Source organism: Vibrio sinensis, assembly GCF_003605645.1.
Classification (GTDB): Bacteria; Pseudomonadota; Gammaproteobacteria; order Enterobacterales; family Vibrionaceae; genus Vibrio; species Vibrio sinensis.
Map to the genome: position 1 here is coordinate 54664 of NZ_QVMU01000009.1, position 15183 is coordinate 69846.

Below are 15183 nucleotides of genomic sequence, written 5' to 3' on the forward strand. Positions count from 1 at the left end.
AAAATGTTAGCAGCCCATGTTTTCGATTAATCTATTAAGATTCTTCTCGAAACTGCGATATCAACTTGAGTTAATCGAATAACCAACGTTATACTAAGCCGTAGTAAGTAAATGTTAGCAGGCTCATTTTCCACTAGCGGTCTGTTTAAGTTTTGACTAAAATATGCACCATTCTCATCAGAAGTGATGAGCTGCCGTCTATTTTGGGACATTTCTGACCTTTCCTGCCACAAGCCGGTAGGTAGGCCTTAATTAGTAAGTAGTGTGTATTCGTATATGGACAAAGATAAGTTTACTAATATTTATCGTTTACCAACGGCCTTTCAAATTCGAATTGGCAAATGGCAACAAACGTTCAATGGCACTTCTGATATTGTTCTCCACCATGCACTGGAAGTGCGTAATCAACAATTTAAAAAACCAACCATCTTTCCTGCTGGTTGGGCCGTGACGCTTTTTGAAAAAGACGATATTTCCATCACTCATCACGGGAAATATATTCAGACCGCGATGCGTACGATGAAAGATCGTAAAGTGTCATATAAACGAGTCTACCTCTCTAGAGTACCTTTAGAGCAAGCAGAGCCTGCTCTGATCGCCTTTAAACTAGAATGGATTCAAAAACACAATCGCGTTGCTAAAAAGTACAATCAAATTAAGAAAAAAGCGTTTTTACGCTTTGCCATTGAAGAACTAGAAACTATTTACCCTTCCATTCCAAAAGGGGAATTTGATCGTAATTTATGGAATAAGCTGGTGCTGTCTGAATTAGGCCCAGAAAAGAAATTCGATAATCCTTATTTCGTAAAACACGCCTGTTTTTAACCGTTATTAAACCCCACTACGGTGCGTATTCTTAAAGGCGAGCTGAATCCCCAAGCGCCTAGATAAACTAGACGATTGGGGAAATAAGTGCCTAAGCTTCAAGGAAAACAACGCAGCGAAATAATGATTACGCCTCATATTGGTAGGAATTACTATCTCGTCAACTCAACATGGAACAATAACCATGACTAACTATTTTGATAGCCCATTTTCTGGGAAGTCACTAAAAGAGCAAACCACCAATCCTAATATTATTGTGGGCGAACATAGCTATTATTCTGGCTATTACCATGGTCACAGTTTTGACGACTGCGCTCGCTATCTCATCCCTGATCGCTCTGATGTCGATAAGCTAATCATCGGTAGATACTGCTCCATCGGTTCAGGCGCTGTATTTATGATGGCGGGCAACCAAGGCCACCGCACTGATTGGGTCACTACTTTTCCTTTCTTCTACCAAGACCAACCGCAGTTTGAAGGCGCTGTAGATGGGTTTGAAACAAAAGGCGATACCATCATTGGCAATGATGTATGGATCGGTAGTGAAGCGATGATCATGCCGGGTATCACTATTGGTGATGGCGCTGTAATCGCAAGCCGGGCCGTCGTGACAAAAGATGTCGCACCCTACTCGATTGTTGGATCCAATCCTGCTAAGCATCTGCGCTTTCGTTTTTCTGTAAGCGAAATTGAAATGCTGTTAGAAATGAAATGGTGGAATTGGCAAGATGAGCAAGTAAAACAAGCTATGCCACTGCTGTGTTCTGGTGATATTAGTGCTCTCCACACTTTTTGGATCAAACAACAATCCAAATGAAGCCTTGAGGATACGTTCAGATAGGTTATAGTTTTCATTCAGTTAGTTCGCTATCTATGAGGAAACTACAATGTCAAAACGTATTCTCGATTTCTGGTTTCATGAACTAGAAGCTAAAGATTGGTTTGTTAGCAGTGACAAGACCGATGCACTGATCAAGGAACGCTTTGCTGACCTAGTTGAGCAAGCCGCCCAATGTGAACTTGATTCATGGCGTAAAACCCCACAAGGTCGCTTGGCTGAAATCATCTTACTTGATCAGTTTTCTCGCAATATTTACCGTGATACACCACAAGCATTTTCTCAAGATCCACTCGCGTTGGCACTCGCACAGCAAGCAATCGAAGTTGGGGCTGATAAATCCCTCTCTTTAATCGAACGTTCATTTCTTTACATGCCGTTTATGCACAGTGAATCCATCAAGATTCATCAACAAGCCGTGGTCCTTTTTGATCAACCCGGTCTTGAAAATAACTATGATTTTGAATTAAAACACAAAGTGATCATCGAGCAATTTGGACGCTATCCACATCGAAATGCGATACTAGGTCGAATCAGTACACCGGATGAGTTGGCCTTTCTTGATACGCCAAACTCCAGTTTTTGAACGCTATCGTAAAGAACTGACTCTATAAACAGTGTAGGTCATCGGTTCAAACTCAATATGGCTTGCGATTCCCCCTGTAACGAGCGATCGCAAGCAATTAACACACTAAGAAATTATGCTCCTTTCTACCTATATTTCTGGTTTCTCTTTAAGTCTGTCGCTTATTTTGGCGATTGGCGCGCAAAATGCGTTTGTTTTAAAGCAAGGCATCAAACAGCATCATGTTTTTCTGGTCTGTTTCATTTGCGCTTTATCTGATGCCATTTTAATTTCTGCTGGTGTCGCCGGATTTGGTGCCATTGTCGCAAAATTTCCAGAGGTCGAGTCGATTGCTCGTTATGCTGGAGCACTATTTCTAACTTGGTATGGCTTACGCAGTCTTCATTCTGCGTATCAAACGAGCCATGCATTAAATCCAATCGGAGATAGTCATCAAAGTGCCATCGCAACTGCGTTAACCTGTTTAGCATTTACTTGGCTCAACCCACATGTTTATCTTGATACTGTCGTTCTACTCGGTTCCATATCCACACAATATGAACCCCATAAGCTAGACTTTGCCTTAGGAGCAATCACGGCTTCGTTTGTGTTCTTCTTTAGCCTAGGCTACGGCGCAAAGCTATTAATCCCAGTTTTTCGTCATGCTCGCTCATGGAAAGTACTCGAAGCGATCATCGGTTTGGTAATGCTATTTCTCGCGGTGAGTTTACTCATATAGGAGCAAGGATGATTGACGTTATCGGCTTAGACCATTTAGTGCTGCGTACCAACAAATTAGAAGCGATGTTAGTGTTTTATCGTGATGTCCTCCATTGTCCGATAGAGCGCTCGCTCCCCTTACCGATTGGCCTAATTCAACTTCGAGCCGGCAATGCTCTTATTGATATCGTCACGCTGGATGGGGATCTTGGTCGTGACGGAGGAAACCCTCCCCAGCAAAATGGACGCAACGTCGACCATTTTTGCCTTCAAATCGCATCGTTTGATGAGAAAGAATTGCTTCAGTATCTTCAAAGCCACCATATAAAGGTTCAGCCCTTTGCAGAGCGTTATGGAGCCCAAGGCTATGGTCGTTCGATTTATATTCACGACCCTGAGGGGAATATCGTTGAGCTGAAACCGGTCCGTTAAGTTGTGTGCTCGACAATATTTCACAGAACAATATTTCACTCAACAGTGTTTTACTCAGCAGTATTTCACTTAACAATATTTTCAACCGTATGAGTCATTCCACATCTAATTTGCTAACGCTATTAATACTATCACTGCTGCATAATCAAATCGGCTTGAGGATAAAGCACCATGCTGAACTTATTTAATGATCTACCTGCTAACTTCAATGAAGAGCAATTTGACGATCTCCTCGTCCATAAGAATTTGCGTATTGAACGGATTGTTTCTCATGGGCAATCTTCGCCTGATGGATTTTGGTACGATCAACAAGAACACGAATGGGTCACGGTATTGAAAGGGTTTGCACAAATTGAATTTGATGATGGGAAAATCGTTGATCTCAATGTTGGTGACCATTTGAATATTGCCGCACATCAAAAACATCGAGTAAGAAGTACTCAAGCGGAAACAGAAACCATCTGGTTAGCGGTGTTCTATCAATAAATAATCGCGATTTTAAAAGAATAAGAGGGGAGGAAATCATGATTTCATGCCAACTATATGACTACATAGAAATTGCTTGCCTATTTAAATTGCCAGTGACACTCACGTTACTGAATGGTCAGCAACTCAGTGGGCAAGCAGTTGATACCCGTTACAACGCCCAACATCAAGAGTGTATCGTGCTAGTGACTTCAATGGGCGAGCAGTTGATTGCGACAAGCCAGCTGCGATCAATGAAAGCACAGTTTCAAAATCCTCACTTTGACATTATCGAATTTGTTCAATCGAGCTAACCCTATATGAATGGTTAAATGTGGATAGTTAAATATGAATAGTTAAGCTTTGACCAAACGTCTACTGAAAAACATCTGCTACAAAAGGTCAGATTATGCCATTCAAAAACAAAACGGCGCTTCAGTCGGCGCCGCTTTGTTCAAATTATATTTATTCTGATTGAGTTACAGTTTGTAGCTGTAATCTAAGCGGTAATCATCACCATTTTTTGCCGTGTACTCTTTATCTTCGCTGCAAGCACGTGGTTTACCTCGCTCATCACCTTTCACTAGGCTAATCCAATGGCGAATCGCAGCCATATCGGTATCTTGATGTGGGAAAGTGGTGCAAGTTTCCAATTGAATATCATCGATATCAATAAGCTCAACACTGCCTGTTCCTTTATGCTGACCGAACAGCACTTCTACATGGCTGCCATTCCCATCACGTAGCAAGATTGAATGCGGGTCTGCTTTCTCTCCAGTAAACGCAACAAAATGTTTAGGGTGCTTTAGGCCACTGTGGCGACCGCCTTTGAAGTATGCCATCACGTGGCGATAATCGATAACGTATGCCGTAACCTCTTCATGAGAGCCTGACTCTAATGGAAATAGACGGTCCAGTAGTTGTTTAGCTTGCGCTTGCTTTTCCGACGCTTGGCTTGCGTCAATTGTCTCCACGGCAAAGACTGCTTGAGCGATAAATGGCTGTGGTTGATTTTGGATATCGTTCTTGTCGAATGTTAGCATATTCATAGTCTTTCCCTCGCGGATAACTCACATCTAATTTTATGTCCCAGTGCAAAATCACTTTGGTGTTACATCTAAGCACTTCGAAGTTGCTTTCGATTTCGTTTCAATTTTGTGACCTTGCTTACTATCTAGACTAGCGAATTATTAGCTACAATTTCACAACAAAAATTTTACAGTGTGAATTTTACAAAATGTCTCTGTCAAAAAGTCTGATTCGACAATCCCATTTTTTGGGCACAAAAATACGTAACTTACGGAAACGTAACCATTTAACGATGGAAGATCTCTCAGCCCGATGCATTCGGGTTAATCCGGAATATGCTCCATCTGTTTCATACCTATCAATGATTGAACGCGGGAAAAGAGTCCCGAGCATCGACATGCTAGAGGTTATCGCTGAAGTTTTTCAAAAAGATCCTGCTTGGTTTTTAGATGATGAGCCAGCAGATGCCAATATCACACCCGACAAAGGCAATCGCGGTGGGATTAGCGGTATGGCCCTTGAGCCGAGCTTTCTTTTTTCCAATGAAATCTTGCAGATAGCGATCCCGGAAATGCTCTCACAGACAGGGATTACTGGACGTCAATTTGCTCATTTATTGATTCGGGCTCATCAGGAAAAACACCAGAATCACTTCCCTGATCTTGAACGCGCCGCTGAAGAAATTGGCTTGAAACGTCTAAATCTATCAACTCAAGATTTAATGGATATCGCCAGAAGCATGGGGCTAACAATACGTTGGGTGAATCAAGCACCACAAGATGTTGTCGATGAATTAGGCGTCAGTGCAAAACAAGTCGTCACTTCATTTTTTGAACCTCCTGGTAGTATTTATCTTAATGAGGTACTGCGAGATTATCCTACTCGTTTAAAATATGATCTCGCGGTTTATATCGGCCATTGTGCGCTACACAGTAAAGATGGATTGAAAAGCGTCTTGTCCATCGGTCACGCTAATAGTTGGGAAAGTGCCGGACAAGCCCCAGCAACTTCCGTGCTTAATTCACAAGATATTCTCCAAGCATGGCGAGACTTTGAGTCCAGTTTTTTCGCCGGAGCCTTGTTATGCCCCAAAGTCCCTTTTCGCCAATTATTGGATCGCAATGGTTACGAGATTGATGTTCACCAGAAAGCGGGGGTCTCTCCCTCTGTCGCCATGCGCCGCATGACGGTCGTTTCTCCTTACCCACATTGGCACTACTTTGATGCTTATGGACAAAACAAACTCAAAGCTGTTTATCGGGGTAATGGTATTCCACTGCCTTGGGGCAATATGCGAAAAGTGAATGACCCATGCCAGCACTGGGCGGTATTCAGACGTCTTTCTGAACCTAAGACAGGAAGTTCCGCTCAAATATCCATTCTTCACGTCGGTGATGAACCACGCATCTATTGCTGCGAATCCGTCAATATGACCGATCCCGCAGGCAATAATCGAGTGCTGTGTGCTGGTATTGATTTAAATCCAGCTATTGATGCTCAAGGCGGGAATGCTCGTGATATTGCAGAAGAACTCAAAACACTGTGTGTTGGCAACGGCGGAAGTGCCCAGATCCCTCGCTCAATGCAAAAAGAGTTCACAACCATTGCAAAAATTCTCAATATCAATTGGATTGAACGAGGGCTGCAATCGGATGCTAGAGTCATTTGTTCTCGAGGAGCAGTCTGCCCAAGACAACCAAGTTGTTATAATGCTTGTGGTGAGTAATAGTGAGTAATGATGAAGAAAGTAGTGTAAAAGTGAAACGACAGACAAGAAAAAGGCCAATCAAAATAATGCTGATTGGCCATATATGATTGTGAACAAATTTGGGTTCACTAACAACGTCAGTTGGCTAGGTGACCCTCGGCTTAATTAAGGGTCATAACTTATAATGCACTTTGCGTGCCAAGTTTTGATTTTCGAAATATTGCCCAAAAACGAGCAAGAAACCATCAGTTTCATGAAAACTCCATGCATAATACATTTGCAAAATGCAAATGCAGACAAATTGCGAACACTTAATTTGCAAAATGCAAATTAAAGTTCTTTGTGCGTAATACAATGTCGTGCATTTTAGTGGCTATATTCTCGAAGAAATCGTCGTAATATACGCACGATCAATCACGTTTCAGCTATGATTGAACCAAACAAACTCTCATTTACAACCGAGGACTTCTAAAATTAACCTCAACCAAGAGGCCTATTTTTGAAAGAAAGTCTGCAATTACATCTTGAGGTCGGCTCAAAAATGTTACTGAATAGATTGGATTTACCTCAGGCAACTATCTGGTCATCTCATCAATTTATCCCCAGCAGAGATGCCAACAACCTATATCACCAACTCTTGGATTCTACTCCTTGGAAGCAGGAGTCGATTAAGATATTTGGCAAACAAGTCCCACAGCCGAGATTACAAGCATGGTATGGAGAACGTGACTATCAATATTCCGGATTAAAACTGACGCCAATCCCTTTGCCTGATTTTCTGCTCCCTTTAAAACAGCAGTGTGAACTTGCCGTTAATCAAAAATTCAACTCTGTTTTGATTAATTTATACCGTGATGGAGAAGATTCAATGGGGTGGCATCAAGACAATGAGCCGGAACTTGGAGAGCAACCCGTTATTGCATCAATCAGTCTCGGAGCTGAACGTAAATTTTCGATAAAGCATCTTACTACTAACGAAAAACATCACTTTCAACTCTCCCACGGTAGTTTGCTTATCATGGGTGGTAAGATGCAGCATCATTGGAAACATTGTTTACCCAAAACTCGCCGAGCCATCTCTTCACGCATCAATCTCACCTTTAGATATATTTATTAAAAACAATAATTTACTACACAACAAAAGTGTTTAAGATATCGTTTAAATCACAAATAGAGAGCCTTTGACGTCAATATGACAAAGTACATACATTGAAAGGATCAATGTTTGTTAGCTTGCCCTTACCACACATAATATTGGGATAGATTATGCGCGCTTTTATTGCTGCTCTATGTTTGAGTTTAGCTCTCACTCATTCTGCTTTTGCTGATACTTCTTCAACTCAACACTCCCCTACACCGACTTTCCAACAGTCTGCTGACGTACTGCGTCAAACATACGAATCACAACTCTATACACTACCGGCCTTTAAAGAAGGCCATTATGGTTTAAGGATGTATCGTCAAACGCTCGACAAAAAATATGCGTCAGCAATCTGGAGTGATATGGCACGAGTCACCAGCAAGTTAAACCGTTTTAGTGCCGAAGTTCATACGCCAGAGCAAATTCATGAATATGCTCAAAAACGCCTAAAAAGCTATATCGGTGATACCGATGAGCGCAGTCTAAGACGCTATCAAGTGACGCAAAAAATGCCTGAGTATCTTTATCTTGGTGTGGGTTTATTAGGTTCAATGGCTCGTGCGAATGAATATGGACTTAAACACCGTGAAGATCGAAAGTTACGTGAAATCATTCGACGCTACGATTTTGAAACTTATGTCACAGACGAAGAGATGATCAAAGCGTGGGCCGCTCAGTTAGCTAATCAAGTATTCTGGTTGCGACAGTTAGGCGAACGCGACCTTGTTGATACGTTTATTACTCACTTTCAGCAAGCTTACCCCGATAAGCAAGATGCTCAGCTCACTAAGCAGCAATTCGGTAATAAAATTTACGGCATGACCCATATTATTTTTGCCGACTCACAGTACTATCAAACCTTAGTCAATGAGCAAGAACATCAGTGGATCTACGATTACTTTCGAGCCAACATTGATACAATTCTTACCCGAGCAAAAGAAGATGTAATCGCCGAGGTCGGCCTGTCATTTTTACTCGCTGGGTTAGACAATGACCCCGTGGTTCAACAAACACGAAAAGCGATCCAAGCTTCCATCGATCAAACTCAAGGCATGATTCCATCAGTGCGAGGCGATTTTGATCTCACTCATGGTGAACATCGAAATGTGTTAGCAATTATGCTGCTAGATTGGCAAGGTGTTCACCAAGCACCAACGGTAACGGGTGACCCTGCAATATTCAAAAGCATTCCCTATGGCCTTATTATTAAGTAAAAATACTTTTTACTTCGATTATCAAACACGAGATTGATGATACATGGATGATTCGTTAACATCGTGTTTTTAAAATAAAGCATTGAAACCTATGTCTAAATTTAATGAATATAAAGTCGTCCATATTGTTGAGGGTGGTTGCGGAACCATCCTATTTGGAGCCAGTGGTCTTCCTGTACAAAAAATGGAAGCAGAATTAAACCAATATGTGCAAGATGGTTGGCAAGTAGTATTCCAAATCGTAGAGCAGAAACGCTTTATGTTATTTTGGAAACGCGAAGCGATTATTATCACGCTTGGGCGCTAAATTTGAAAACTCTGTCACTTAAATTGATCCACCTATACCAACGTAATGGTGGATCAAAAAAACTACTCAATATCGAATGCAACTATGAACCGACTTGTTCTGAATACACCAAGCAATGCATTATCAAATATGGAGCAATAAAAGGGTGGCGCATGGGATTATCAAGAATTAAGCGCTGTAATCAACCTAATTTGATTGAAAAAATTCACGATGAGGTGCCTTGATGAGCCTATTTGAACCACTTGAAGAACTTGAATGTAGAGAAAATAGTCTGAGAAATAAGGTAAACCAACTTTCGTCAGAGCAAAAGAGACGCTATTACCAAGCCCAGATGAAACAGCTCAAAGATCCTGATACTTATGCCTCGCTCAATTGGTTTTGTTTAGGTGGTTTTCATCATCTCTACCTTGAAAAGAAAATGCTGTTCTTCATCGAAATTAAATTGTTCCTCATTGCAATTACCGCCCTTTATATCGGTCATATTGAAGCTTTATTCATACTGGTTGTGTTAGTGCTCTATGAACTCCCTCATCTTTTTTTCTCACAAAAAATTGTAAGGCAATACAACCAAAAAATATCTAATGACATTTTTCAAGAGATTACAGGAGCCATTATTAAATAACTGGTTTAATCTCTTTCCAAGAGATGTCTTTCGATGTCATTTGTAGCAAAATAGCTATTTATTTAGAGTAATAACTGTTTATTAATTTTTCGATGCGAAGCTAAAATAACCCAATATCCTCTCCATTATTCTCAACGCGCTTATTTATACTGAGCTTTATATAGACTCAATAACCATAAAACGTGATCGATGTAACATAATTATCCTAGCCTCATTTGTTCATGCACGAATGAAATACACTACAAAACAAGTTTCATATAAATAATAGACTTTGCTCACGTCATTTTTCCCAATGTTTATTTTTTAGTACGGTATTTCTTCTAAGCTTTACTGCACAACGTCAAACAAAATAGGGAAACGCTAAATGGGCAACTTTGTAGGCCGACACCTCGAGGAAATGGCGGATATCCGCGCTACTCGTAAGTGTAAAATAGTGTTGTTATGTTCATTATTATCACTGTTCGTGCTTGCTGGTTATAGTTTGGTTCATTTTTCTAATCATGAGTATATATTTGGTTCACTCAATCTTTTCTGTGCAGCAGTCTTAATTTTCAACTTATGGCATTTAAGAGATAACCAATCTCTGAGTTATGCCGATCTCGTCTTAACCGGGGTACTCATGTTTCAAGGGTTAATGTTGATGCTCTACAGTGAGCATGTCTCTGACCGCTTAATGTGGGTTTTTCCTATTGTTGTTGCAGTAATATTCATTAATGAATTTCGTATCGGCTTATTATTTAGCTGTGTATTTTGTGTATTAGCTCTGAGCGCCGCGATCTTTACCGACACCATCTTTGGTACGGACCGATTTCAAGACCGTTTCTTTTTAAGTTTGTTTGTTATCTGCGCAATCTGTAATACCGCATCTTACTACTATTCAAAAATGCTATGTTATGTTCAGTCTCTCTATCGAGAAGGTATTGAAGATCTAGCCTATCTTGATCAATTAACAGGACTAGCCAACCGCTGGAGTTTCGAAAACTGGGCACAGGGCAAATTAAAAGAAGTACACCACCTTTCTTCTACCACTGCTCTTATCTTCCTTGATATTGATAATTTCAAAACAATAAATGACACCTACGGGCACGATGTTGGTGACCGTGTTTTACAGCACTTTTCGCAGCGGCTTAAAAATAATATTCGTAACAAAGACCGCAAAACTAACACACATGATTATTCTATCGCACGATTCGCAGGAGATGAGTTTGTCGTCTTGCTTTACGATGTTCGTAGTAAAAAAGATTTAGACCGAATCTTAGAACGAATCAGTAATTTATTTGAAGATAGCTACAAAAGTACCAAGCACATTAATAACTTAACGATAAGTGTAGGTGTAGCATTGTATCCTGAAGATGCCGAAACATTGCCAGAACTCACTCGATGTGCAGACAAAGCGATGTATGCGGCTAAACATGGAGGGAAGAATCAATACCGCTATTATCATGAAGGTAACTTAAAGCTATCTCCAAAAAACGATACCGCTGAAAACAATATTACATCGATTTATTAAGCTAATTAAACATATACATCATCCACAACAATACCGCTAACAGTACTATAAGCCAAATTGCATTACGAACTGACTTATCGTTGTGTTTACTCGAGGTCAAAACAGATTTCATTGCCGTCTTTTTTGCTTTATGTATCAATGTCTGTTTCACCTGGTCTTCTCGACGTTTATTTGCCTCATTCGCAACTTCACCAAACCGATGTAACTGATCTGCTGTAAAGTCTTGTTTAGGATTATAACGAGAACGGTCGTCTGAACTTGGCCGTGATATTGCCATAAAACCTCCTGATAACTCTATCCCTAATCTCTTAAGTATAGTCAAACGCTGCCAAGGGATTTTTGGTTATTCCTGATCGAACTATCGTTTTTCTCGAAAGACTCAAACGTCAATCACAAAAAAGCCACACAGTTCTGTATGGCTTTCTGGTCGGTGATTCTACGATTCCTGAAGAATTATAGGTATTCACACAAATAAGCGGTCGCTTCTGTCACTTTAAGATCAAATGAAGAGTTTTCTACTACATCAAATGCTTCACCGGCTTGGTAAGTCGTCCAATCAGAATCACCTACTCGTTTGATGGTTAATGCGCCTTTCACAACTGTCATTTTTTCTGCTGCAGCTGTACCGAATGTATACTCACCCGCAGCCATAACACCCACACTCAAATCAGCACCGTTTTGCGCGAAACCCAACGACTTAACGTTACCTTCAAAATACACATTTTCTTTAATCATTTTCTTTCCTTGATATACACGCTCGTATCAACCATTCGGTTAATTCGCAATTCAGGCGTTTGTTGTATCGCAATTCACATATCTCAACAAGTCTGCATTGACTATTCCCCGCCATTTTTTCTATTTCAAATAGTTAACCGATCTTATTCTGTTTCATTTCACTGTTACTTTTGATGTTGGTTCAAACTTTTATGTAAGTATGTTGCGAAATTGTTTAAACTTTAAGAAGCTATGCTTAAGGTTGATTTTTTTAAATCAAGATTATTGACATAGTTGTAAACCCGATCCCCTTGAGCGCTCGAGTATGCCTACCAGTAAAATAGCTACGACCACAATGGAGTTGGACGTTTGAAAAAACCTAAGCGTACAACAAGGAAAGTATTACTACAGCTCAATATCAGACGCTGGACTTGGTTACATTCCTTGTCTATTCTGATATTCATTTCTCTTGCGAGCGGGTTTGCCAGCTTACTCTATTTCAGCTATCAAGATTACGTCCATCCAAGGAACATTTATGGCGATTGGATTGAAATTGGCTCGCCACCATACAAAACTGACACCCTTACCCTCAATGGACAGGGTGTGCTTAAAAATGGACGTTTAGTCGCCACGCAGTTTAAATTCGATGGTAAACGCGTTTTGATCGAAACAGGACGAGGAACGACTATTTATCAGATTAGTGGGACGATATCGTCACCACAACTTAAACGGATACAACCCCTTACTCCTAGTCAGCGCCTAATTAAGAAAGGATTCGAACATACAATTAAGACGGAGACTGTCGGTTTCTCTCAACAACGTCGCTCTGCTCTTTCTGATCATTTCAGCAATAAATAGATCTTAACGATTAGTATTCTCTCTATCTGTTCTTATTAGGTATTCCCCTGGATGCACGTGCTCTCCAAAGTGACTGTTATTCAACTTCTTTAGTTAACTTTCCACTTATTCCTATTTCTAGCGCTAGTTTCATTCGTGGCAAGCTTTTATAATCACGGCTGAAAAATCAATACATAAGACGTCATCATGCTTGAATTAACGAATTACCTCCCTCCAGAGCTATTAATGGCCTTAAAAACCTGGGATACCAATGTCCTCTTCATCACTATCGCGAGCTTTTTTGCTTGGATAATCTGGAAAATTGTTTATCACCGTCTTGAAGTGTTGGTCAGTAAAACACGATTTCATTGGGATGACTTGACGCTTCAAGCCGTAAAAACACCAATTAGTACTTTGATCTGGTGCTGGCCTGCAACGATTTCCTTAGGTTTCGTACTGCAAAATCACATTACTTCCAAGCTAGACTGGCTAAGCACATTAAAGCTCCTATTGATTATCGCGATCTTTATCTGGATCGTTTTGCGGATGATTAATAATGTTGAAGAGTATGTGTTATCACAAAAAACCCGTGATGAAACCACGGTTCAAGCTATTGCAAAAGTCGCTCGCTTATTCTTCTTTGTTATTGCCGCATTATCTGTAATGCAAGCGTTTGGGCTGAGTCTTTCAGGCTTACTGACCTTTGGTGGTGTCGGTGGTCTTGTTGTCGGTTTGGCCGCAAAAGATTTACTGTCTAACTTCTTTGGCGGCATGATGATCTACTTCGACCGCCCATTTAAAGTTGGCGATTGGATCCGCTCTCCAGACCGCCAAATTGAGGGAACGGTTGAACGTATCGGTTGGCGTATGACCATTATTAGAACGTTTGATAAACGTCCTTTATACGTTCCAAACTCTGTGTTTAGCAATATCGTGGTGGAGAACCCATCACGAATGTTAAACCGCCGCATTAAAGAAAATATTGGCATTCGTTATAATGATGCAGCGAAAGTCGCCATCATTGTTGAAGAAATTAAATCCATGCTGGAAAACCACGTTGATATCGATAGCAATCAGACATTGATCGTCAACTTTAATGCTTTTGGTCCGTCATCGTTAGACTTACTCGTCTATACCTTTACCAAAACCGTTAACTGGATTCGTTATCATGAGGTAAAGCAAGATGTGCTTTTGAAAATCATGGCGATTATTCACTCACATGATGCTGATATCGCATTCCCAACTCGCACCTTAGTTTTCGATGCGCCAAATCCCGAGGAGACGGCTCAAACAGCAATCTCTTTAGCACAGTAATTAGGTAGACTACCGACACACCGCACCAATAAAAGCGCCCTCTTTCGAGGGCGTTTTTACTGCAACCCAATGATATTTAAGGCTTACAATAGAAAGGAGCGTTGAATCAACCGCAAGAAAAGGCAGTTCAAACTGCGGCTTCAACGATCCACGCTCAAAGAAAAACTTTTCATGACTGATAGATTACCCAGAAAAGTAAACGTTAGTGTATACTTTAGGTGTTCATCATTAAGAAGTAAACACTGACGTTTACTTTTTTAGTATTGAGATCATGCTATGATTAAGAGAAGCGATATAAAGCAAGAAGATATCATTCGGTCTGCCATCGAAGTTTTTTCACAAAAAGGCTTTGATCAAGCAAGTATGGAGGGCATTTCAAAACACGCTGGTGTGTCCAAACGAACATTGTACAAGTATTACCCAAATAAAGAGGCGTTATTCGATGTCATCGTGGGGAATCTGATGTGTCGTTTCCATGATCAGTGCGATCAACAGTTTGACCCCTCTGTCGATATGGAACAACAACTCACAACTCTCACTCTTCAGCGTATGTGTTACATCACTAAAGATGACTTTCAGATAACTGCGCGTTTGGTAATGACGGAGTGCCTTCGAAGTGAACAAACATCCAAATTACTTATGGAACGATTCTCTGCAATTGATGACTCTTACGGCTTACACCGCTGGGTAAAACAAGGTATTGAAGCTAAGCGATTGAATATTGAAAATATTTCCCTCGCTGTCGAACAGTATATTGGTGGGATTAAGGCTATTATATTCTGGCCTCAGTTGCTCGCGCACTTACCACCAGCGAGTTGTAAAGAGGTCGATACTGCCATCAGAGCTGCCGCAAAATCATTTGTAGCAACGTACGCGATAGCGAATTAAGACCTCCTCATACGAGTGGAAATGAATAAAAAGAGCCCGCTTTTACACGGACTC

General features: G+C 40.7%; 20 protein-coding genes. 17 read left to right on the top strand and 3 right to left on the bottom strand.

What is annotated here, in order from left to right; genetic code table 11:
* Positions 1–276 precede the first annotated feature (276 nt).
* From DZ860_RS11480 to DZ860_RS11510, 7 genes are all read left to right on the top strand, one after another.
* Positions 277–825 (top strand): MSHA operon transcriptional regulator, encoded by a 549-nt coding sequence (locus tag DZ860_RS11480; RefSeq protein WP_120031379.1) that lies wholly within the window; start codon positions 277–279, stop codon positions 823–825.
* Positions 826–1009: 184 nt separating this feature from the next.
* Positions 1010–1642: a type B chloramphenicol O-acetyltransferase gene (gene catB / locus DZ860_RS11485; protein ID WP_120031381.1), complete on the top strand. Its 633-nt coding sequence runs from the start codon at positions 1010–1012 to the stop codon at positions 1640–1642.
* A 70-nt stretch (positions 1643–1712) separates the two neighbouring features.
* On the top strand, positions 1713–2249 hold the full coding sequence (locus DZ860_RS11490; RefSeq protein ID WP_120031383.1) for a DUF924 family protein: 537 nt from the start codon (positions 1713–1715) through the stop codon (positions 2247–2249).
* Between the two features lie 115 nt (positions 2250–2364).
* A complete protein-coding gene (locus DZ860_RS11495; RefSeq protein WP_120031385.1) occupies positions 2365–2967 on the top strand; it encodes a LysE/ArgO family amino acid transporter in 603 nt (200 codons plus the stop codon).
* 8 nt (positions 2968–2975) lie between these two features.
* A complete protein-coding gene (locus DZ860_RS11500) occupies positions 2976–3380 on the top strand; it encodes a VOC family protein (RefSeq protein ID WP_120031387.1) in 405 nt (134 codons plus the stop codon).
* A 174-nt stretch (positions 3381–3554) separates the two neighbouring features.
* Positions 3555–3866 carry a cupin domain-containing protein gene (locus tag DZ860_RS11505; RefSeq protein WP_207890630.1) on the top strand — a complete coding sequence of 104 codons (312 nt, stop codon included), beginning with the start codon at positions 3555–3557 and terminating at the stop codon, positions 3864–3866.
* Between the two features lie 38 nt (positions 3867–3904).
* Positions 3905–4159: a Rho-binding antiterminator gene (locus DZ860_RS11510; RefSeq protein ID WP_120031391.1), complete on the top strand. Its 255-nt coding sequence runs from the start codon at positions 3905–3907 to the stop codon at positions 4157–4159.
* 165 nt (positions 4160–4324) lie between these two features.
* Here the strand turns inward: DZ860_RS11510 and DZ860_RS11515 are convergent, their stop codons facing one another.
* On the bottom strand, positions 4325–4894 hold the full coding sequence (locus tag DZ860_RS11515) for an aldolase/citrate lyase/malate synthase family protein (protein ID WP_120031393.1): 570 nt from the start codon (positions 4892–4894) through the stop codon (positions 4325–4327).
* 188 nt (positions 4895–5082) lie between these two features.
* On the opposite strand from DZ860_RS11515, the gene DZ860_RS11520 reads away from it, so the two are divergent.
* From DZ860_RS11520 to DZ860_RS11550, 7 genes are all read left to right on the top strand, one after another.
* On the top strand, positions 5083–6600 hold the full coding sequence (locus DZ860_RS11520) for a DUF3612 domain-containing protein (protein WP_120031395.1): 1518 nt from the start codon (positions 5083–5085) through the stop codon (positions 6598–6600).
* Between the two features lie 523 nt (positions 6601–7123).
* Positions 7124–7699, top strand: a complete 576-nt coding sequence (locus DZ860_RS11525; RefSeq protein WP_120031564.1) for an alpha-ketoglutarate-dependent dioxygenase AlkB family protein — start codon at positions 7124–7126, stop codon at positions 7697–7699.
* Positions 7700–7848: 149 nt separating this feature from the next.
* Positions 7849–8937, top strand: coding sequence for a DUF3541 domain-containing protein (locus tag DZ860_RS11530; protein ID WP_120031397.1), 1089 nt, complete (start codon positions 7849–7851; stop codon positions 8935–8937).
* A 91-nt stretch (positions 8938–9028) separates the two neighbouring features.
* Positions 9029–9244: a DUF4177 domain-containing protein gene (locus DZ860_RS11535; RefSeq protein ID WP_120031399.1), complete on the top strand. Its 216-nt coding sequence runs from the start codon at positions 9029–9031 to the stop codon at positions 9242–9244.
* Positions 9245–9246: 2 nt separating this feature from the next.
* Positions 9247–9468, top strand: coding sequence for a membrane protein insertion efficiency factor YidD (gene yidD / locus DZ860_RS11540; protein WP_120031401.1), 222 nt, complete (start codon positions 9247–9249; stop codon positions 9466–9468).
* Entirely contained in the window at positions 9468–9866 is a 399-nt protein-coding gene (locus tag DZ860_RS11545; protein ID WP_120031403.1) for a hypothetical protein, read from the top strand. The genes yidD and DZ860_RS11545 overlap by 1 nt, the downstream gene beginning before the upstream one ends.
* A gap of 364 nt (positions 9867–10230) precedes the next feature.
* Positions 10231–11376, top strand: coding sequence for a GGDEF domain-containing protein (locus DZ860_RS11550; protein ID WP_120031405.1), 1146 nt, complete (start codon positions 10231–10233; stop codon positions 11374–11376).
* 1 nt (position 11377) lies between these two features.
* On the opposite strand, the gene DZ860_RS11555 is transcribed toward DZ860_RS11550, so the two are convergent.
* Both DZ860_RS11555 and ppnP read right to left on the bottom strand, forming a co-directional pair.
* Positions 11378–11653 carry a hypothetical protein gene (locus DZ860_RS11555; RefSeq protein WP_120031407.1) on the bottom strand — a complete coding sequence of 92 codons (276 nt, stop codon included), beginning with the start codon at positions 11651–11653 and terminating at the stop codon, positions 11378–11380.
* Positions 11654–11829: 176 nt separating this feature from the next.
* Positions 11830–12111 (bottom strand): pyrimidine/purine nucleoside phosphorylase, encoded by a 282-nt coding sequence (gene ppnP / locus DZ860_RS11560; protein WP_120031409.1) that lies wholly within the window; start codon positions 12109–12111, stop codon positions 11830–11832.
* 348 nt (positions 12112–12459) lie between these two features.
* On the opposite strand from ppnP, the gene DZ860_RS11565 reads away from it, so the two are divergent.
* From DZ860_RS11565 to DZ860_RS11575, 3 genes are all read left to right on the top strand, one after another.
* Positions 12460–12948, top strand: coding sequence for a DUF2850 domain-containing protein (locus tag DZ860_RS11565; RefSeq protein ID WP_243641849.1), 489 nt, complete (start codon positions 12460–12462; stop codon positions 12946–12948).
* Positions 12949–13134: 186 nt separating this feature from the next.
* Complete coding sequence (locus tag DZ860_RS11570) at positions 13135–14241, top strand: mechanosensitive ion channel family protein (protein WP_120031411.1); 1107 nt, start codon at positions 13135–13137, stop codon at positions 14239–14241.
* 276 nt (positions 14242–14517) lie between these two features.
* On the top strand, positions 14518–15129 hold the full coding sequence (locus DZ860_RS11575; protein WP_120031413.1) for a TetR/AcrR family transcriptional regulator: 612 nt from the start codon (positions 14518–14520) through the stop codon (positions 15127–15129).
* The last annotated feature ends 54 nt before the right edge of the window (positions 15130–15183 follow it).